The 16,664-nt window shown below is 64.8% G+C and carries 17 protein-coding genes; 10 read left to right on the forward strand and 7 right to left on the reverse strand.

Translation table 11 applies throughout. From position 1 onward, the window contains the following. Position 1 precedes the first annotated feature (1 nt). From AC0L2L_RS16115 to AC0L2L_RS16140, 6 genes are all read right to left on the reverse strand, one after another. Positions 2 to 862: an ABC transporter permease gene (locus AC0L2L_RS16115; protein WP_473579569.1), complete on the reverse strand. Its 861-nt coding sequence runs from the start codon at positions 860 to 862 to the stop codon at positions 2 to 4. Between the two features lie 68 nt (positions 863 to 930). Then, on the reverse strand, positions 931 to 1,935 hold the full coding sequence (locus tag AC0L2L_RS16120) for an ABC transporter substrate-binding protein (protein WP_473579570.1): 1,005 nt from the start codon (positions 1,933 to 1,935) through the stop codon (positions 931 to 933). Between the two features lie 61 nt (positions 1,936 to 1,996). Further along, entirely contained in the window at positions 1,997 to 3,472 is a 1,476-nt protein-coding gene (locus AC0L2L_RS16125) for an aldehyde dehydrogenase (protein WP_473579571.1), read from the reverse strand. Further along, positions 3,469 to 4,521 carry an LLM class flavin-dependent oxidoreductase gene (locus tag AC0L2L_RS16130; protein ID WP_473579572.1) on the reverse strand — a complete coding sequence of 351 codons (1,053 nt, stop codon included), beginning with the start codon at positions 4,519 to 4,521 and terminating at the stop codon, positions 3,469 to 3,471. The genes AC0L2L_RS16125 and AC0L2L_RS16130 overlap by 4 nt, the downstream gene beginning before the upstream one ends. 5 nt (positions 4,522 to 4,526) lie before the next feature. Then, positions 4,527 to 6,329 (reverse strand): alpha/beta fold hydrolase, encoded by a 1,803-nt coding sequence (locus AC0L2L_RS16135; protein WP_473579573.1) that lies wholly within the window; start codon positions 6,327 to 6,329, stop codon positions 4,527 to 4,529. Further along, positions 6,322 to 6,909 (reverse strand): amino acid synthesis family protein, encoded by a 588-nt coding sequence (locus AC0L2L_RS16140; protein WP_473579574.1) that lies wholly within the window; start codon positions 6,907 to 6,909, stop codon positions 6,322 to 6,324. The genes AC0L2L_RS16135 and AC0L2L_RS16140 overlap by 8 nt, the downstream gene beginning before the upstream one ends. 195 nt (positions 6,910 to 7,104) lie before the next feature. Here AC0L2L_RS16140 and AC0L2L_RS16145 point away from each other — a divergent pair, with 195 nt between their 5' ends. Continuing rightward, on the forward strand, positions 7,105 to 7,782 hold the full coding sequence (locus tag AC0L2L_RS16145) for a GntR family transcriptional regulator (RefSeq protein WP_473579575.1): 678 nt from the start codon (positions 7,105 to 7,107) through the stop codon (positions 7,780 to 7,782). A 9-nt stretch (positions 7,783 to 7,791) separates the two neighbouring features. Here the strand turns inward: AC0L2L_RS16145 and AC0L2L_RS16150 are convergent, their stop codons facing one another. Further along, entirely contained in the window at positions 7,792 to 8,823 is a 1,032-nt protein-coding gene (locus AC0L2L_RS16150; protein ID WP_473579576.1) for a hydroxyacid dehydrogenase, read from the reverse strand. Between the two features lie 143 nt (positions 8,824 to 8,966). On the opposite strand from AC0L2L_RS16150, the gene AC0L2L_RS16155 reads away from it, so the two are divergent. The 9 genes from AC0L2L_RS16155 to pcaG all read left to right on the forward strand — a co-directional run bounded on the left by AC0L2L_RS16155 (position 8,967) and on the right by pcaG (position 16,657). Continuing rightward, complete coding sequence (locus tag AC0L2L_RS16155; protein ID WP_473579577.1) at positions 8,967 to 10,040, forward strand: LacI family DNA-binding transcriptional regulator; 1,074 nt, start codon at positions 8,967 to 8,969, stop codon at positions 10,038 to 10,040. 62 nt (positions 10,041 to 10,102) lie between these two features. Then, positions 10,103 to 11,092 carry a sugar ABC transporter substrate-binding protein gene (locus AC0L2L_RS16160; protein WP_473579578.1) on the forward strand — a complete coding sequence of 330 codons (990 nt, stop codon included), beginning with the start codon at positions 10,103 to 10,105 and terminating at the stop codon, positions 11,090 to 11,092. A gap of 131 nt (positions 11,093 to 11,223) precedes the next feature. After that, positions 11,224 to 12,216, forward strand: a complete 993-nt coding sequence (locus tag AC0L2L_RS16165; RefSeq protein WP_473579579.1) for an ABC transporter permease — start codon at positions 11,224 to 11,226, stop codon at positions 12,214 to 12,216. Next, positions 12,213 to 12,989, forward strand: a complete 777-nt coding sequence (locus AC0L2L_RS16170; protein ID WP_473579580.1) for an ATP-binding cassette domain-containing protein — start codon at positions 12,213 to 12,215, stop codon at positions 12,987 to 12,989. The genes AC0L2L_RS16165 and AC0L2L_RS16170 overlap by 4 nt, the downstream gene beginning before the upstream one ends. Position 12,990: 1 nt before the next feature. Then, positions 12,991 to 13,845, forward strand: coding sequence for a sugar phosphate isomerase/epimerase family protein (locus AC0L2L_RS16175; protein ID WP_473579581.1), 855 nt, complete (start codon positions 12,991 to 12,993; stop codon positions 13,843 to 13,845). A gap of 243 nt (positions 13,846 to 14,088) precedes the next feature. Beyond that, entirely contained in the window at positions 14,089 to 14,901 is an 813-nt protein-coding gene (gene pcaD, locus AC0L2L_RS16180; protein ID WP_473579582.1) for a 3-oxoadipate enol-lactonase, read from the forward strand. Beyond that, a complete protein-coding gene (pcaC, locus tag AC0L2L_RS16185) occupies positions 14,894 to 15,298 on the forward strand; it encodes a 4-carboxymuconolactone decarboxylase (protein WP_473579583.1) in 405 nt (134 codons plus the stop codon). The genes pcaD and pcaC overlap by 8 nt, the downstream gene beginning before the upstream one ends. Beyond that, the gene (gene pcaH, locus AC0L2L_RS16190; RefSeq protein WP_473579584.1) at positions 15,291 to 16,043 is read left to right on the forward strand and encodes a protocatechuate 3,4-dioxygenase subunit beta; all 753 of its coding nucleotides are present in this window, start codon (positions 15,291 to 15,293) and stop codon (positions 16,041 to 16,043) included. The genes pcaC and pcaH overlap by 8 nt, the downstream gene beginning before the upstream one ends. After that, on the forward strand, positions 16,043 to 16,657 hold the full coding sequence (gene pcaG / locus AC0L2L_RS16195) for a protocatechuate 3,4-dioxygenase subunit alpha (RefSeq protein WP_473579585.1): 615 nt from the start codon (positions 16,043 to 16,045) through the stop codon (positions 16,655 to 16,657). The genes pcaH and pcaG overlap by 1 nt, the downstream gene beginning before the upstream one ends. The last annotated feature ends 7 nt before the right edge of the window (positions 16,658 to 16,664 follow it).

Consider the following 16,664-nt stretch of genomic DNA (forward strand, 5'->3'; position numbering starts at 1 on the left):
CTCAGGCGCCTCCCATCGCGCGCCTGCTGCCGACCAGGCGCAACTGCAGCGCATAGAGCGCCATCGTGACGACGAGCAGGATGAAGGCGGCGGCGCTGCCGAGACCCCAGTTGAGCAGCGACTGGATCATCTGCGCGATCATTTCGGCGAGCATCATGTTCGACGTGCCGCCAAGCAGCGCCGGGGTGACGAAATAACCGAGCGACATGACGAAGACCATCAGGCCGCCGGCGGCGATCCCGGGCAGCGAGAGCGGCAATAGGATGCGGCGGAAGGCGGCGAGCGGGCTGGCGCCGCAGAGGGCCGCGGCGCGCAGCGTCATCGGGTCGATCGCCCGAAGCGTGCCGACCAGCGGCAGGATCATGAAGGGCAGCATGATATAGACCATGCCGATGGTCACACCCGTCAGATTGTTGATGAGCGGCAGCGGGTGGTCGATGATGCCGGCGCCCATCAGTGTCCGGTTGATGACGCCGGTGCGCTGCAAGAGCACCATCCAGGCATAGGTGCGGGTCAAGAGGTTCGTCCACATCGACAGGATGATGATGCCGAACAGGATCGAGGCCAGCGCCGGCGGCATGATCGCCAGCATCCAGGCGACCGGGAACGCTACCAGCACGGTGACGATGGTGACGACGAAGGCGACCAGGAAGGTGTTGAAGAACACCCGCGCATAAGTGCCGTCGCCCAGCAGCGCCGCATAATTCTGCAAGCCGGGAGCGGGGTCGGTGACGCTGCGCAGCAAAAGCGCCAGCACCGGCACGACGAAAAACAGTCCGATCAGGATCAACGCCGGAAGCAGGCCGCCGAGGCCTGCCGGTACTCGCGGGGTTGCGATCCCTTGCTGTGCTTCCACCGACATGGCGTTAATCCCGGATTGCGGATCGGGACGGCTGGTGCCATCCCGATCCTGTCAGGAAAAGACGGGCGTCACTTCGCCTGCCAGGCGTACCAGCGCGTGGCGATCTCGTCGCGATGCTCGGCCCAATAGTTCATGTCGAGGTTGATCTGGCCGTCGACATGGGCGTCGGGCAGGCCCTTGACCACTTCGGCGGGCATTTCAGCCTTGGCCTTGGTGTTGATCGGCGCGTAGCCGCTCGCCTCGGCGAATTTCGCCTGCCCGGTCGGGCTGGTCGCCGCAGCGAGGAATTTCATGGCGGCGTCCTTGTTCTTGGCGCCCTTCGGGACAACGAGAACGTCGGCTGCGGTCAGGTTCTGGTTCCAGGAGACGCCGACATCTGCGCCGTCCTTCTCCAGCGCGAAGACGCGGCCGTTCCAGAGCTGGCCGAAGGCGGCCTCGCCGGAGGCGATCAGCTGCTGCGATTCCGCCCCGCCGCTCCACCAGACGATATCCGACTTGATGGTGTCGAGCTTCTTGAAGGCGCGGTCGAGGTCGAGCGGATAGAGCTTGTCGGCGGGCACGCCGTCGGCGAGCAGAGCGATCTCGATCACGCCCGGCGCCGACCATTTGTAGAAGGTGCGCTTGCCCGGGAATTTCTTGGTGTCGAACATGTCGGCCCAACTCGCCGGTTCGCCGGAGACGGCGCCCTTGTTCCAAGCGAGCACGAAGGAATAGTAGAAGCTGCCGACGGCATTCTCGTTGCTGAAGCGCGGGTCGAGGTCGGCCTTCGGCACGGCGGCGAAGTCGATCGGCTCGAGCAGACCGTCCTTTGCGGCCTTGATGGCGAAGTCCATCTCGACATCGACAACATCCCAGGTGACGTTCTTGGCGTCGATCATGGCCTTCAGCTTGCCATAGTCGGTCGGCCCGTCCTGCAGCACCTTGATGCCCGACGCGGCGGTGAAGGGTTCGGCCCAGGATTTGGTCTGGGCTTCCTGGGTCGTTCCGCCCCAACTTGTGAACACCATCTCGTCGGCCTTCGCGGCCGTGGTCGCCATCAGTCCGGCAAGGATGCCGGCGAAAATCAGTTTCATGTCGTTCTCCTCTGATTGGTTGTTCCGTTTCTTATTCTTGTCTGCACCCTCGCCATGCGCCTCAGCGCATGACGAAAGGATCGGGGATCGGGTCGTCCGAGGTGCGGATCCACACCGATTTCGAGCGCGTGTAATCGCGGATGGCATCGAGGCCGCCTTCGCGGCCAAGGCCCGAAAGGCCATAGCCGCCGAAAGGGACCAGCGGCGAGACGGCGCGGTAGGTGTTGACCCAGACGACGCCGGCACGGATGCCGCGCGCCATGCGATGCGCCTTGGCGAGATTGCTGGTGAAGACCCCGGAAGCGAGCCCGAACGGCGTGTCGTTGGCAAGCGCCAGCGCTTGCGCTTCGCTGTCGAAGGCAAGCACGCTGAGCACCGGGCCGAACAGTTCCTCGCGCACGCAGGCGAGGGCCTGGTCCCGCGCCTCGATGATCGTCGGCGCATAGTAAAATCCGTCAGCCTTGTCCTTAGGCCGCGCGCCGCCGGTGATCAGCCGCCCGCCCGCCGCCACGCTTTCCGCGATGATCGCCTCGATCTTTTCGCGCTGCCGCGCGGTCGCCAATGGACCCATCTCGGTGGCGGGATCCTGCGGGTCGCCGATGACGATGGCTTCGGCCTTGCGCTTCAGCCGGGCAAGGAAATCGTCCTTGACCGAACGCTCGACCAGCAGTCGCGAGCCGGCAACGCAGCTCTGGCCGGTGGCCGCGAAGATGCCGGCGACGACGGCATTGGCGGCGCTGTCGAGGTCGGCGTCGGCGAAGACGACCACCGGGCTTTTGCCGCCGAGCTCGAGCGTCGTGTAGGCGAGGTTCTCGGCCGTGTTGGCAATGATCCGCCGAGCGGTTGAGGGGCCGCCGGTGAAGGCGACGCGGGCGACCAGCGGATGGCTGGTCAGGCGATGCCCGCAATCATGGCCGAAGCCGGTGATGATGTTGACAGCGCCGGCTGGAAAGCCGGCTTCGCTAACCAACTCGGCGAAAGCGAGCAGCGGCGCCGGGCCATCCTCGGAGGCCTTGAGCACGACGGTGCAGCCGGCGGCCAGCGCCGGGCCTAGCTTGACCGCCGACAGGAAGAGTTGCGAGTTCCAGGGCACGACTGCGGCGACGACGCCGATCGGCTCGGGCCGAACCGTCACTTCCATGTCGGCCTTGTCGATCGGGATGAAGGCGCCTTCGTGCTTGTCGGCGAGGCCGCCGTAGTAGCGGTAGTAGTCGCCGACATAAGCGATCTGGGCGCGCGTCTCGCGGATGATCTTGCCAGTGTCGCGCGTTTCCAGCTCGGCCAGGCGGCCGGCATTGGCGGCGACGAGGTCGCCGAGCCTGACCAGCAGCTTGCCGCGTGCAGTCGCGGTCATCGCCGCCCATGGATCGGAGCGCAGCGCCCGGTGCGCGGCCTCAACGGCGCGGTCGACATCGGCAACGGTCGCGGCCGGCATCTTCGCCCAGGGCAGGCCCGTCGACGGATCGATGCTGTCGAAGGTGGAGGAAGGCTCCGTGAACTGGCCGTCTATGTAGTTCCTGAACGCCGTGCTGCTCATCGCGCCCCTGCCTCCTGGAAGGCCGGCATCACCTTGTCGATGAACAGCCGCAGCGATTTCTTCTTGCGCTCGTGCGACAGGCCGCTGTCGATCCAGATCGAGTACTGGTCGTAGCCTTGCGCCTCGTAGGTCTTCAGCCTGGCGATCACCTCGTCGGCCTCGCCGATGACGAGGTTCTGCCTGATCTTATCGGGGGCGTATTGCGGCATGGCCGCGATCTCGTCCTCGCTCAGTGGCTCCAGAACACCCTGGTGCACCGGCTTCTTGTTCTGGAACCAGGCGCCGAACTGGCAGTAGAACTGCGACAGGTCCTGCGTCAGGCGCTCTGCGTCGGCGGCGTCCTCGGCCACGAAAGTGTGCATCAGCAGCATGATTTCCGGCCGCGCTATGTCGGGATGCGCAGCACAGGCGGCGTTGAAGCGCTCCATCAGGCTCGCCACCTCGCCATCACCGGAAGCCAGCGGCGTCACCTGGACCTGGCATTGGTTGGCGACCGCGAAGTCGTGCGAGTTCGGATCGCGGGCCGCCACCCAGATCGGCGGATAGGGCCTTTGCAGCGGCTTGGGCGAAGAGGTGGTCGGCGGGAACTGCCAGAACTCGCCGGAATGCTCGTAGTCGCCGTCCCAGAGGCCGCGGATCGCCGGTATTATCTCGCGCATACGCTGGCCGGCGCCCCAGGCATCGAGCCCAGGGAAGACGCGCTGGTATTCATAGCTGTAAGCGCCGCGCGCGATGCCGATGTCCAGCCTGCCGCCGGTGATGACATCGGCCATCGCCGCTTCGCCGGCGAGTTTGATCGGATGCCAGAAGGGCGCGATGATGGTGCCGGTGCCGAGGCGTATGGTTTTCGTCTTGGCGGCCAGATAGGCGATGTTGATGAAGGGGTTCGGCGAGATGGTGAATTCCATCCCGTGATGCTCGCCGATCCAGGCTGTCTCGAAACCCGCCGCTTCAGCCAGCAGGACGAGTTCTTCCAATTCCGTCAGCAAATCGGAATGCGGCTTGGCGAGATCCGAGCGCTCCATATGGACGAAAAGCGAAAATTTCATCGGTGTCACCGCTGGCCGGGATGGATTGGGCCGGAATGGTTTGGCGCCGGCTTGGCGAGCGGCCGGACCTCGCCTTCGATTTCGTTGCCGACATAGACGCCGAAAGTGTCCTCGGCACGCTCGCGTGCATAGCGGGCGAGCATCGAGTGGACAGCCGGGTCGGCGATCCTCAATTCGGCCATGCGTTCGATCTCGACAAAGCTGATCTGGCCGTCGCCGGAGACGGGGGCCTCCACCGTTCCGCGATAATAGACATGGGTGCGCGAAGCGTCCGTCGCGTCGTCCCACACCGCGTAGAGGAAGCCGAGTTCGGCGTCGATGGCCTTGGCGGCAAGCCGTCCCCTGAGGCTGCGAGGGTCGTTCGCGGCGCCCAGCCCATGCCCGGCCGGCAATAGGTAGGATCCCTCGGTAGTCTCGAAGAAGAGCACGCGGCCTTCGTTCTCGAGGATGGCGCCGACCTCGGTTCCGGGCGGAGCGGCGGCCGCGAGCGCGTCCTGGCTGAGGCCCGGCGTGACATAGGCGCCCCGGCAATAACCGAGAGGCTGCGCGCCGTTATGGGTGAAGTCGTGGACGCGGCCAATGAGGATCGAATGATCGCCGGCGTCGACCAACTGTTCCATGCCGCAATCGAACACCGCGACCGATCCCTCGATCAGCGGATTGCCAGCCTGTCCGGGCTGCCATGCCACGGAGGCGAACTTGTCCGCGGCCTTCGAGGCGAAGATGCCGGACGCCGCTTTCTGCGCCTCCGACAAGATGTTGATGGCAAAGCCTCTCGATGTCGCGAAGGCCTGATGTCCTAGCGCCTTCTTGGCGATGCAGACCAGCACCAGCGGTGGATCGAGCGAAACCGAAGTGAAGGAATTGGCGGTGAAGCCGCGCGGGTCGCCGGCCTCGTCGATCGTTGTGACGATGGTGACGCCGGTCAGGAAGGAACCCAGCGCGCGCCGGAATTCCATGGCATCGAATGCGGGGTCGATCTTTATGGCCACGGGGCGAACAGCCGCGACCTGGTCGAGAAAGGCCGTGATGCGCTGAGTCACTTTTTGCGGCGAAGCGATTGTCATCATGTGCTTTTCGCCGCTCAGCACCAGGCATTGCCCGGCCGGCGCAAGCCGCGCCATCGCCGCCGACATAGCGGGTGTCGAGTTGCGATCTTCCGAGCCGGTCATGAACAGCGCGGGTGCCGAGAGATCGGCCAGACGATCGGCGTGCTCGGTATCGGCATGGGCAAAGAGACGATAGGTGCGGGCATAGCCTTCTGCGTCGACGCTTTCGAGCGCCGAGCGGGCCGTCGCGGCCGCGTCCGCCAGAAGCGGCGGGATCGGATCGCCGAACCAGCGGGCAATCGTCGCGGCGATGGCCGACGGATCGCCGGGGCCGCCGAGTGCCGCCGCCCGTTCGCGCACCGCTTGCGCGAGTTCGGGCGGGCGGCGGAAGACGGCGTTGAGGCAGACGAGCGAACCGACGCGTAATGGCGCGCGGAGCGCCAGTTCCTGGGCGACCAGCGCGCCCATGGAGTGACCGACGACGGCCACGCGGTCGAGGCCAAGATGATCGAGAAGACGGATCGCCTGATCGGCGAAGTCGGACAGGCCGGCGTTTTCCGGGGGCAGAGGCGAGGCGCCATGACCGAGCATGTCGATGGCGATGACGTCGAAGCGACCTTGCATCGAGGCGATCTGCGGCTGCCAGATCGCAGCATCCATGCCGACGCCGTGGATCAGCAGGACCGGCGCGCCCGAACCGGCCCGGATGAAGCCGGTGCCGTCGGGGGCTTTGCTGCGGATCGTCGCGGCGTCAGCCATGCAGGTCTCCGAGCTCCTTCAGGTCCTGATAGCGATCGCCGATGCGGTGATGCGGCCGGCCGCCGATGGACGCGCCGAGCGCCACCACCAGCTCGTCCGGGGCGGGTGCGTCGCCGATCTGGAAATGCACGGTGAGATAATGGGAGCGGCGGCCTTCGTCGCTTTTGTCCATCAGGGGGATCATGATCGGCGTGTTGGGACCGCCGCGCAGATTGGTGAAGGCGAGGTAGGTCTTGGCGCCGACGGCGCGGCGATAGTGGTTACCGAAATGCAGGGTGTGGATCAGCGCCGACGCATGCTCGATCTCGCCCGACGTGCCGCAGATGGCGGCCTTGCCATAGCCTTCGATCGCTTCGCCCGAGCCCGCCACGCAGATGATTTCATTGGTCAGCGTTTCGCCAAGCACCGGCGCGAAGGCACGGATCTCTGGCGAGAGGTCCTCGGCGAAGCCACGGCCGGCCCATGGGTTGGTCAGGACGGCGGCGACGCCGATCAGGCGCAACGGCCGTGGAGCCGCCTTGCCGCCCTCGATCAGCGTGTTCTCGGTATAGGTGACGATCTTGCGAATGGCCGGCTGCATGGAATTCCTCGGATGGAGCCGCTCGCGGCTGCATCAATTTCTGTATCGTCTTATGGTATACCATGCTATGGAGTGCCGAGTGCCTTGTCAATTGGCCATGGAATCTGTTTTTGTGCAGCGGGGTCTTTGTTGAAGCAATTCCGGACGGAAAGCCGCTTCACACTTTTCCTGGAATTGCTTCGTGGCGGAGGAAAAATGGCTGACGACACGCTTCGCATCGACCGCTCCGCCAAGACGCTGAGGACGCTCGCGTTGGAGCGCATGCGCGAGGCGATCATGGATTTCCATTTCCAGCCCGGCGAACGGCTGGTCGAGCGGCCGCTCTGCGATCAGCTGGGGGTTAGCCGTTCGGTCGTGCGCGAGGTGTTGCGGCAGCTGGAGGCCGAGGGCCTTGTACAGATGATACCCGGGCACGGACCGGCGGTGGCAAAGCCCGACCTTGGCCGGACCGACGAGATCTACGAGTTGCGCGCGCTGCTCGAAGGCATAGCGGCCAGGGCCTGTGCCGCTTCGGCCACCGACGACCAGATCGCCTTGCTCGATGCGGCGTTGGCAAAGCTGTTTGAAGCATGGGCGTCCGGCGTGCCGGCCGAGGTCATGCGGGCAACCGCGCGGTTTTACGAGGTGCTGTTCGAAGCCGCCGACAAGCGTATCGCGTGGGAGATCGTCACCGGTCTCAATGTCCGCATCAACCAGCTGCGTTCGATGACAATCACGTCGCCGAACCGCCGCGAGCCGGCAATCGCCGAAATGAACGCCATCATGGATGCGATCCGTTCGCGCAAGCCGGAAGCGGCGGAGGCCGCGGCCCGGCGGCATGTGGAAACGGCCTGGCAAATTGCGCGTGACGCGCTTCGGCTCGGCACGCTGTAGACAGGTTGTTCAGTTCCTGTCGACCGGCTTCGAGCGCATGCGCGAAACCGTCTCGCGTTCCGCCCGCTTGGAGCGCATTGGCGGCAGGCCGCGGTCGATCAGGTCCATGTCCTCCAGCACCATGTCGCCCATGCGCTTGAAGGCGATATCGAGCGCGCCGGCGCGATGTGCCGAACGCAAGAAGCCGGGGAGGGCGCGGACAGGATGGTCCTGCGCCAGCGGCTCGTCGGGGAAGACGTCGCTTGCGGCAACGATGTGCCCGCTCTTCACCGCCGCCATCAGCGCCGGGAAATCGACGACGCTGGCGCGGCTGAGCAGGATGAAGGCGGCGCCCTCGCGCATTTGGGCAAACGAGTCCGCGCCCAGAAAACCCTGGTTCTCGCTGGTGACGGAAGCGACGACGAAGACGAAGTCGCTTTGCGTCAGCACCTCATCCAGCGTGGCGGGCTCGACGCCGTTGTCGATCAGGATCGACGGTGGCAGCCACGGATCGTAGACTTTCGTGCGGGTGCGAAAGCCGGTCAGCAGGCGGTTGAGCGCGCGGCCGAGGTCGCCGAAGCCGATGATGCCGACATCGGCGCCGGACAGCAGCCGCGCGGTCTGATTGCCATCGCCGCCCCACAATTCCTTGCCCTGCCGGAAAGCGAGGTCGGCGTCGACGATGTTGCGCGCCAGGTTCAGCGCCATGGCAAGACCGAGCTCGGCGACCGGCTCGGCAAAGACCAGGCCGGTGGTGACGACATGGATGCCGCGCGCGAACAGCGTCTCATAGGGCATGTTGTTGATGAGGTTGGTCTCGACGTTGAAGATGCAGCGCAGCGCCTTCAGCTTCTCCAGCGTTTCGGCTGATATCGGTGGCTGGCCGACGATATAGCGCGCTTCGGCCAGCACATCCGGTGGCAACTCGGATACGCCTTCAGGCGTTGTCTCGACGATGCGATATTTGTTGCGAAACAGCGCCAGCTGCGGCGGCGTGAAGATCAAATCGAGCGTGCGCGGTTCGGGTGCGCTGATCACCAGCGGCAAGGCTTTGTTTGGCATGATGTTCCTCCCGGCGCGATTGGATCGCGTCAATCACATCTACGTTTTCTACTCCTGATGAAACGATTTACAACAGCGAAAAATCGATTTATCGATTACATTAGCGAGAGGGCGGGCGGCTGTCTGCCCTCGGGAGGAGGTTAATGGCGCAACAAGAACCCCAGCGGCGTCCGTCGATCCACGACGTGGCAAGCCACGCCGGCGTGTCCGCGGCCACCGTCTCCAAGGTGCTGGCCGGCGTCACCACGGTGAGGCCGGAAAATGCGCAGCGTGTCTTCGATGCCGTCGAACTGCTGGGCTATCGCGTCGATCCGCTGGCCTCCGACATGCGCAGGGCCAAGCGCCGCATCATCGGCGCCATCATGCCGGAATTCGAAAGCGAGTTCTTCGGCCAGATGGTCACCGAACTCGAAGGGCTCGCCGAGCAGCGCGGCTACACGCTGGTGGCAGCCTCCAGCCGCGAGTCCGAAGCACGCGAGAAAGAGATCCTTGCCCGCATGCATGACTGGCGCGTTGCCGGCGTGGTGCTGGCGCCGGTGCGCAACGAGCATGGGCCGGCGGCCGCCTTCATGAAATCCAACGGTATGACCGGCGTGCTGATCGACCGCGTACTGTCCGACGACGCCTTCGACACGGTCTCGGCCGACAGCGCCGCCGCCAGCGCCGAGGTGGCGCGGATGCTGCTCGGCAAGGGGCACAGGCATATCCTGGTCATCGGCCTTGCCGAGCAGGCGGCGACCGTGCGCGCCCGCCTTGAGGGTTTTCGCGCCCAGGCGCTGGCGCTCGATCCGTCGGTGCGCATCGACGTCATCACTGCGGAAGTCAGCGTCGAGCCGCTCAGGTCTTCGCTTCGCGATTACTTTGCCAGGGGCGAGCGGCCGACCGCTGTCTACTCGCTGTTGCTCAAGGGCACGCTTGTCGCGTTGTCCGAATTCCGCCGGCGTGGCTGGCATTGCCCGAACGACATCTCGCTGGTCGGCTTCGACGACGCAGAATGGATGCAGGTGACATGGCCGGCGATCGCCGCGGTGGTGCAGCCGGTGCGCCAGATCGCCAGCGAGGCGATGAACCTTTTGTTTCGCAGGGTCGAAGGTGCTGTGGGACCGCCCACGGCGCGGCTCGAACCCTGCCAGGTGTTGATGCGGGAATCCGTTGGCTCGCCAGGCAGCGGCCCGCATTCCGGGGGAGGAGACCGACAAAAGCCCCCATTGTCGTGAACGGTAGAAAAACGCCGGCCCTGGCCTAGGCGTCCGGCGCCAAGGATCAAACGGAGGATAGGATGATATCGCATCTGTCAAAGATAAATCGATTTACACTCGCCATCGGTGTCGCGCTTGCGTTTTGCGCCGTCGGCACCGCCAGGGCCGAGGACGGCGAATACGGCGTGTTGATGAAGACGCTGGCCAATCCGTTCTGGGGCGCCATGGCGCAGGGCGTTGCCGACGGCGCCAAGGAAGCCGGCGTGAAATACTTCCAGCAGGCGGCCGAGAGCGACCAGGCGGCCGAGCCGCAACTCAACCTGTGCAACACCATGCTTGAGCGCAAGCCGGTGGCGATGATCACGGCGGCGATCAACTCGACGAACCTTCTGCCTTGCCTGAAGTCGGCGCAGGATGCCGGCATCAAGATCGTCGACCTCGACAACAATCTCGACCAGGCGGTGCTCGACAAGGAAGGCGTGAAGGTCACCTTCCATATCGGGTCCGACAACATCGCCGCCGGCGCGCAAGGCGCCGAGTATCTCGCCACCAAGCTCGGCAAGGACGCCAAGGGTCCGGTGCTGGTCATCGAAGGCCTTTCCGGCAACATCACCGGCGAGAAGCGCGCCAAGGGCTTTGCCGACAAGTTGAAGGAACTGGCGCCCGGCCTCGAAATCGTCGCCTCGCTGCCGGGCGACTGGGATCGGGGCAAGGCCGCTTCCATCGCCACCGACACGCTGACCGCGCACCCCGACCTCGTCGCCATCTTCTGCGCCAATGACGGCATGGCGCTAGGCGCGGTGGAGTCGGTCTACGCGGCCGGCAAGGGTCCGCAGGTGACGATCATCGGCGTCGACGGCAATTCGGACGCGGTGAAGTCGATCAAGGAAGGCCGCCTCAATGCCTCGGTGGCGCAGCTTCCCTATCTGGTCGGCAAGCAGGCGGTCGAGAACGTCAAGAAGGCCTTAGCCGGCGACAAGGTCGAGGACAGCATCGCCGTGCCGACGCTGGTGCTGACCAAGGACGTGATCGACGCCGGCAAGGAGCCGATGCTGCAATATGTGAAGTAGGAAGGGAAGGGAGTAGGGCAGTAGGGGAGTAAGGGAAGGGCGGTTGTGCTGCTTCGAAACCACCCGGCCATCTTGCTTTCCCTATTCCCCTACTGCCTTACTCCCCTACTCCCTTACCCGAAGGGTCTAAAATGGCTTCCGAAACGACGCAGCCCGGTTTCTGGGCTCGGGTGCAGCGCGCATCCGTCGAAAGGCTCCACATCAGGCTGGAGTCGCTGGTGGTGCTTCTGGCGCTGGGTACGGCGATGGCGCTGCTGTCGCCCTATTTCCTGTCGCTCAGCAATTTCCTCAACATACTGCTCGCGACCTCGACGATCGGCGTGCTGGCGATCGCCGCCACCTTCGTCATCGGCTCGGGCGGGCTCGATCTGTCGCTCGGTTCGGTCATGGGGCTTGCCGGCGTCGCGGGAGCCTTCGTCGCCGTCAATCTCGGCTGGCCCTCGGTCTTCGCAGTGATCGCCTGTATTCTGGCAGGCAGCATCGCCGGCTACATCAACGGGCAACTGGTCACCCGCGCCTTCGTGCCGGCCTTCATCGTCACGCTCGGTATGCTGGGCCTGGCGCGCGGTCTGGCGCTGGTCATCTCGCAGGGCCGGGCGATCTATGGCCTGCCGCCCGAGATCGTCTATATCGGTCAAGGCCGGCCATTCGGCATTCCGATGCCGGTGATCATACTGGTGCTGACAGCGATCATCGCGCATTGCGTGCTTGCCTATACGCGCTTCGGCCGACACACGCTGGCGCTGGGGGATAGTGAGGGTGCTGCCCGCGCGGCCGGCATCCGCGTCGAGCATCACCGCCGTATCATCTACACGCTCTCGGGCGCGCTCGCCGGGCTCGCCGGCCTGCTCTTCACCGCCCGCGTCAATGCGGGCGATCCGACGGCTGGTATCAATTACGAGCTCACCGCGATCACGGCGGCGATCATCGGCGGCACCAATCTGTTCGGCGGCCGCGCCTCCATCCTCGGCACGATGATCGGCGCGCTGATCATGGGCGTGCTGCAGAACGGGCTGACACTGCTTGCCGTGCAGTCCTACTACCAGCAGATGGCGATCGGCGCGGTGCTGATCCTCGCCGTCTTCATCGACCAGTACCAGGTGCGGAAGGAGTCACGCGTATGACCCTGCTTTCGCTTCAAGGCATCCGCAAAAGCTTCGGCGCGGTCGACGTGCTGCATGGCGTGGATCTCGCGGTCGACGCCGGCGAAGTGGTCGGCCTCGTCGGCGACAATGGCGCCGGCAAGTCGACGTTGATGAAGACCATCACCGGCATCTACCGTGCCGACACTGGCTCGATCGAATTCGACGGCAAGGACATCCTGCCGCTCGATCCCGGCCAGCGGCGCCGACTTGGCATCGAAATGATCTACCAGGATCTGTCGCTGGCCAAGCAGCAGGACGTGGCCTCCAACATCTTCCTCGGTCGCGAGCCGGTGAAGAAACTGTTCGGTGTCATCCCGGGCTTCGTCGACAAGGGCGAGATGGACCGCCAGGCGACAAAGATGATCGAACGGCTTGGAGCGCACCTGCCGTCGATCAACCGGTCCGTCGGCTCGTTCTCCGGCGGTCAGCAGCAAACGGTGGCGATCGCGCGCGCGCTCACCTTCAACCCGAAGCTCGTCATCATGGACGAACCGACGGCGGCTCTTGCCGTGCGCGAGGTGCAGAGCGTGCTCGACCTCATCCGGCGGCTGAAGTCGGAAGGCATCGCCGTCATCCTGATCTCGCACCGGCTGAACGACGTGCTGTCGGTCACCGACCGCATCGTCGTGCTGCGCCACGGCAGGGCGGACGCCGATCTCGTCACCGGCAACACCAACATGAACGAAGTCGTCAGCCGCATCGTCGGCGGCGGCGACACGGCCGCTGCCGCGGCGCACGAGCAACGAGGCTGATATGAACACCTTCGGACTGCACACTTTCGCCATCGCTCCGGTCTGGGACCTTGCCCGTATCGAGCCGCAGATGGACCGGCTGAAGGAGTTCGGCATCGGTCTGATGGAGATCCCGCTCTTGCGTCCCGAGGAGATCGACACCAAGCGCACGCGCGGCTTCGCCAATCATTACGGCGTCCAGCTCGTCCCGTCGCTCGGCCTGCCGCGCGCGCTCGACGTGGTCGAGCGGCCGGACGAGGCGCTCGACTTCCTGCAGTCCGGCTTCAAGGTCTGCAACGAGGTGGGCGCCGAGGCGCTCGGCGGCGTCACCTATGGCACGATCGGCAAGACCACTGGGCGTGCGCCGACGCAAAGGGAGATCGACGGCATGTGCCGCTTCCTCGACCGGGCGGCGAAATCGGCCAAGGCGCGCAGCCTCAAGCTCGGCATCGAGCCTTGCAACCGCTACGAGACGCATCTGATCAACCGAGGCATCGACGCGGCGCGGATCATCGAGCGCGTCGGCGCCGACAACATCTTCATCCATCTCGACACCTACCACATGCATATCGAGGAGGAGAGCTTTGCCTCGGGCTTCGAGGCGGCGGCGCCCTACCTCGGCTATGTGCATGTGTCGGAGGCCAACCGCGGCGTGCCGGGGCGCGGCATGCTCAACTGGGCGGCCTGCATGAAGGCGATCGCCGACATCGGCTATGAGGGCGCGATCACGCTCGAAAGCATGAACCATGTCGACGTCGATATCGCCGGCGGGCTGGCCGTGTGGCGGCCGGTGGCGGAAGACCCGCGCGACGTGATCGAGGTCGGCCTGCCATTCCTGCGCGAGGAAGCGAAGAAGGCCGGGCTCACGCTGGGGTGAGAAGGCTCTTCTCCTTCTCCCCTTGTGGGAGAAGGTGTCGCCGAAGGCGACGGATGAGGGGTGTTCCAGGGAACGCCAACGTCTCACTCCGCTGGAACACCCCTCATCCGTCTCGGCGCTACGCGCCGATCCACCTTCCCCCACAAGGGGGGAAGGAAGAATCGCGGTACACTTAAAACGCCGCAAAATATCATTTTACCGAACCAAACTGGTCGTGCAATGTGAGTTTGGAGGATAGAAATCGTGCCATTTGTCAGCATAGACGGCGTCGCGCTGCATCACCGCTTTATCGAGGCGACCGGCACGTCGCGTCCGATCATCTTCATCAATTCGCTGGGCACCGACTTCCGGATCTGGGACGATGTCGTCGCCAAACTGACCGGCGAAATGCCGATGCTGGTTTACGACAAGCGCGGCCACGGGCTGTCGGATATCGGAAGTGGCGTGCGCTCGATCGATGATCATGTCGATGATCTGAGCGCTCTCGTCGATCACTTCGGTTTCGGCAAGGTGGTGCTCTTCGGCCTGTCGGTCGGCGGCATGGTCGCGCAGGGGCTCTGTGCCCGCCGGCCCGAGCTGGTCGAGGCGCTCATCCTCAGCGACACAGCGCATAAGATCGGCACCGCCGAAAGCTGGAATACGCGCATCGCAACCGTGGAGCGCGACGGCATCGAGGCGATCGCCGACGGTATCATGAAGGTGTGGTTCACGCCGGATTTCCATGCCAGGCGCGCGGCTGAACTGGCGGGCTGTCGCAACATGCTCATCAGGCAAGCGCTGCCTGGTTACATCGGCACGTGCATTGCCGTGCGCGATGCCGATTTCACCGGCAGCGCACGGCGCATCGCGGTGCCGACGCTTTGCATCGTCGGCGATCAGGACGGCTCGACGCCGCCGGATCTTGTCCGCTCGCTGGCCGATCTGATCCCCGGCGCACGCTTCGAAATGATCCGCAATGCCGCGCATATCCTATGCATCGAGCAGCCCGAAGCGCTCGTCACTTTGATCCGCGATTTCGTCGCCTCGTTGCCTGAGGGAAAGCCTGCTCATGGATGATGTCACGAAGAACCGCTACCGGAGCGGTCTCGAAGTCCGCCGTTCCGTGCTCGGCGATCCGCATGTCGACCGCGCCGAGGACGCCGCGACCGATTTCGACCGGCCGTTCCAGCAACTGATTACCGAGGCTGCCTGGGGAACGGTATGGGCGCGCCCCGGCTGGTCGAAGCGCGAGCGCTCGATCGTGACGCTGGCGCTGCTTGCGGCGCTTGGTCATGACGAGGAAGTCGCTATGCATGTGCGCGCCACCGCCAATACCGGTGCTACAAGAGACGATATCTGCGAGGCCTTCCTGCATGTCGCGATCTATGCCGGCGTGCCGGCGGCCAATCGCGCCTTCAAGATCGCCAAGGAGGTGTTCGCGCAGATGGATGGAGCCAAGACTGTCCATGGCTGAGCGGGGCTCGAACCGTTCGCCGGAAACCGGCGCCTTCTTCCAGCGCGATCGCCAATGGCATCCGCCGGCATTCACGCCGGGCTACAAGAGCTCGGTTCTGCGCTCGCCGCAGAAGGCGTTGCTGTCATTCGACAACACGTTGTCGGAGTTGACCGGTCCGGTGTTCGGGCACGCGATGCTCGGCGAGCTCGACAACGACCTGATCCATAATTTCGCCAAACCCGGCGAGAGCGCCATCGGTGAGCGCATCATCGTCCATGGACGCGTGCTGGACGAGCGCGGCAAGGGCGTGCCGGGCGTGCTGCTCGAATTCTGGCAGGCCAATGCAGGCGGCCGCTACCGCCACAAGAAGGACGGCTATCTTGCCCCGCTCGATCCGAATTTCGGCGGCTGCGGCCGCACCATCACCGGCGAGGATGGCGGCTACGCCTTTCGCACGGTGAGGCCCGGGCCCTATCCGTGGCCGAACGGTCCGAACGACTGGCGACCGGCGCATATCCATTTTTCCGTCTTCGGCCACGGCTTCGCGCAGCGGCTGATCACGCAGATGTATTTCGAGGGCGATCCGCTGATCTGGCGCTGTCCGATCGTCGGCGGCATTTCCGACAAGGCTGCGGTCGAAGCGCTGATCGCCGCGCTCGACATGCACTCGACGATCCCGATGGACGCGCTCGCCTACAAGTTCGACATCGTGCTGCGCGGGCGGCGCTCGACGCTGTTCGAGAACAGGCCGGAGGGCAATTGATGGCGCAGTCGCTCGACCGGCTGAAGGAGAGCCCTTCGCAGACCGCCGGACCCTATGTGCATATCGGGCTGACGCCCAATTTCTGCGGCATCGGCGGCGTCTATGCCAGCGACCTCGGCTCGACCATGGTCAACGACCAGACCAAAGGCGAGCGCATCGAGCTGCGCATCCGCGTGCTCGACGGCACCGGCACGCCGCTGAAGGATGCGCTGGTGGAGATCTGGCAGGCGGATGCCGCCGGGCTCTACAATTCGCCTGCGGAATTGCGCGGCGCGGCCGATCCGAATTTTTCAGGATGGGGCCGGCAGCCGACCGACATGGAAACGGGCGTCTGCCTGTTCCAGACGATCAAGCCCGGCCGCGTGCCGTTCCGTGACTGTCGGCTGATGGCGCCGCATATCACGTTGTGGATCGTGGCGCGCGGCATCAATATCGGCCTGCATACCAGGCTCTACTTCTCCGACGAGGACAAGGCCAATGCCGAGGATCCGATCCTTGCGCGGATCGAGCATCGCCTGCGTGTACCGACGCTGATCGCGGAGCGCCAGGGCGACACCTATGTCTTCGACGTCCATCTGCAGGGCGAGAAGGAGACGGTCTTCTTCGACAGCTGACCGGCCA

It is taken from the genome of Mesorhizobium sp. WSM4832 (genome assembly GCF_055811115.1).

Bases quoted from the DNA above. Each gene is read 5' to 3' on its own strand.
- AC0L2L_RS16115 (WP_473579569.1), bottom strand. From the start codon at position 862: ATGTCGGTGGAAGCACAGCAAGGGATCGCAACCCCGCGAGTACCGGCA.
- AC0L2L_RS16120 (WP_473579570.1), bottom strand. From the start codon at position 1,935: ATGAAACTGATTTTCGCCGGCATCCTTGCCGGACTGATGGCGACCACG.
- AC0L2L_RS16125 (WP_473579571.1), bottom strand. From the start codon at position 3,472: ATGAGCAGCACGGCGTTCAGGAACTACATAGACGGCCAGTTCACGGAG.
- AC0L2L_RS16130 (WP_473579572.1), bottom strand. From the start codon at position 4,521: ATGAAATTTTCGCTTTTCGTCCATATGGAGCGCTCGGATCTCGCCAAG.
- AC0L2L_RS16135 (WP_473579573.1), bottom strand. From the start codon at position 6,329: ATGGCTGACGCCGCGACGATCCGCAGCAAAGCCCCCGACGGCACCGGC.
- AC0L2L_RS16140 (WP_473579574.1), bottom strand. From the start codon at position 6,909: ATGCAGCCGGCCATTCGCAAGATCGTCACCTATACCGAGAACACGCTG.
- AC0L2L_RS16145 (WP_473579575.1), top strand. From the start codon at position 7,105: ATGGCTGACGACACGCTTCGCATCGACCGCTCCGCCAAGACGCTGAGG.
- AC0L2L_RS16150 (WP_473579576.1), bottom strand. From the start codon at position 8,823: ATGCCAAACAAAGCCTTGCCGCTGGTGATCAGCGCACCCGAACCGCGC.
- AC0L2L_RS16155 (WP_473579577.1), top strand. From the start codon at position 8,967: ATGGCGCAACAAGAACCCCAGCGGCGTCCGTCGATCCACGACGTGGCA.
- AC0L2L_RS16160 (WP_473579578.1), top strand. From the start codon at position 10,103: ATGATATCGCATCTGTCAAAGATAAATCGATTTACACTCGCCATCGGT.
- AC0L2L_RS16165 (WP_473579579.1), top strand. From the start codon at position 11,224: ATGGCTTCCGAAACGACGCAGCCCGGTTTCTGGGCTCGGGTGCAGCGC.
- AC0L2L_RS16170 (WP_473579580.1), top strand. From the start codon at position 12,213: ATGACCCTGCTTTCGCTTCAAGGCATCCGCAAAAGCTTCGGCGCGGTC.
- AC0L2L_RS16175 (WP_473579581.1), top strand. From the start codon at position 12,991: ATGAACACCTTCGGACTGCACACTTTCGCCATCGCTCCGGTCTGGGAC.
- pcaC (WP_473579583.1), top strand. From the start codon at position 14,894: ATGGATGATGTCACGAAGAACCGCTACCGGAGCGGTCTCGAAGTCCGC.
- pcaH (WP_473579584.1), top strand. From the start codon at position 15,291: ATGGCTGAGCGGGGCTCGAACCGTTCGCCGGAAACCGGCGCCTTCTTC.
- pcaG (WP_473579585.1), top strand. From the start codon at position 16,043: ATGGCGCAGTCGCTCGACCGGCTGAAGGAGAGCCCTTCGCAGACCGCC.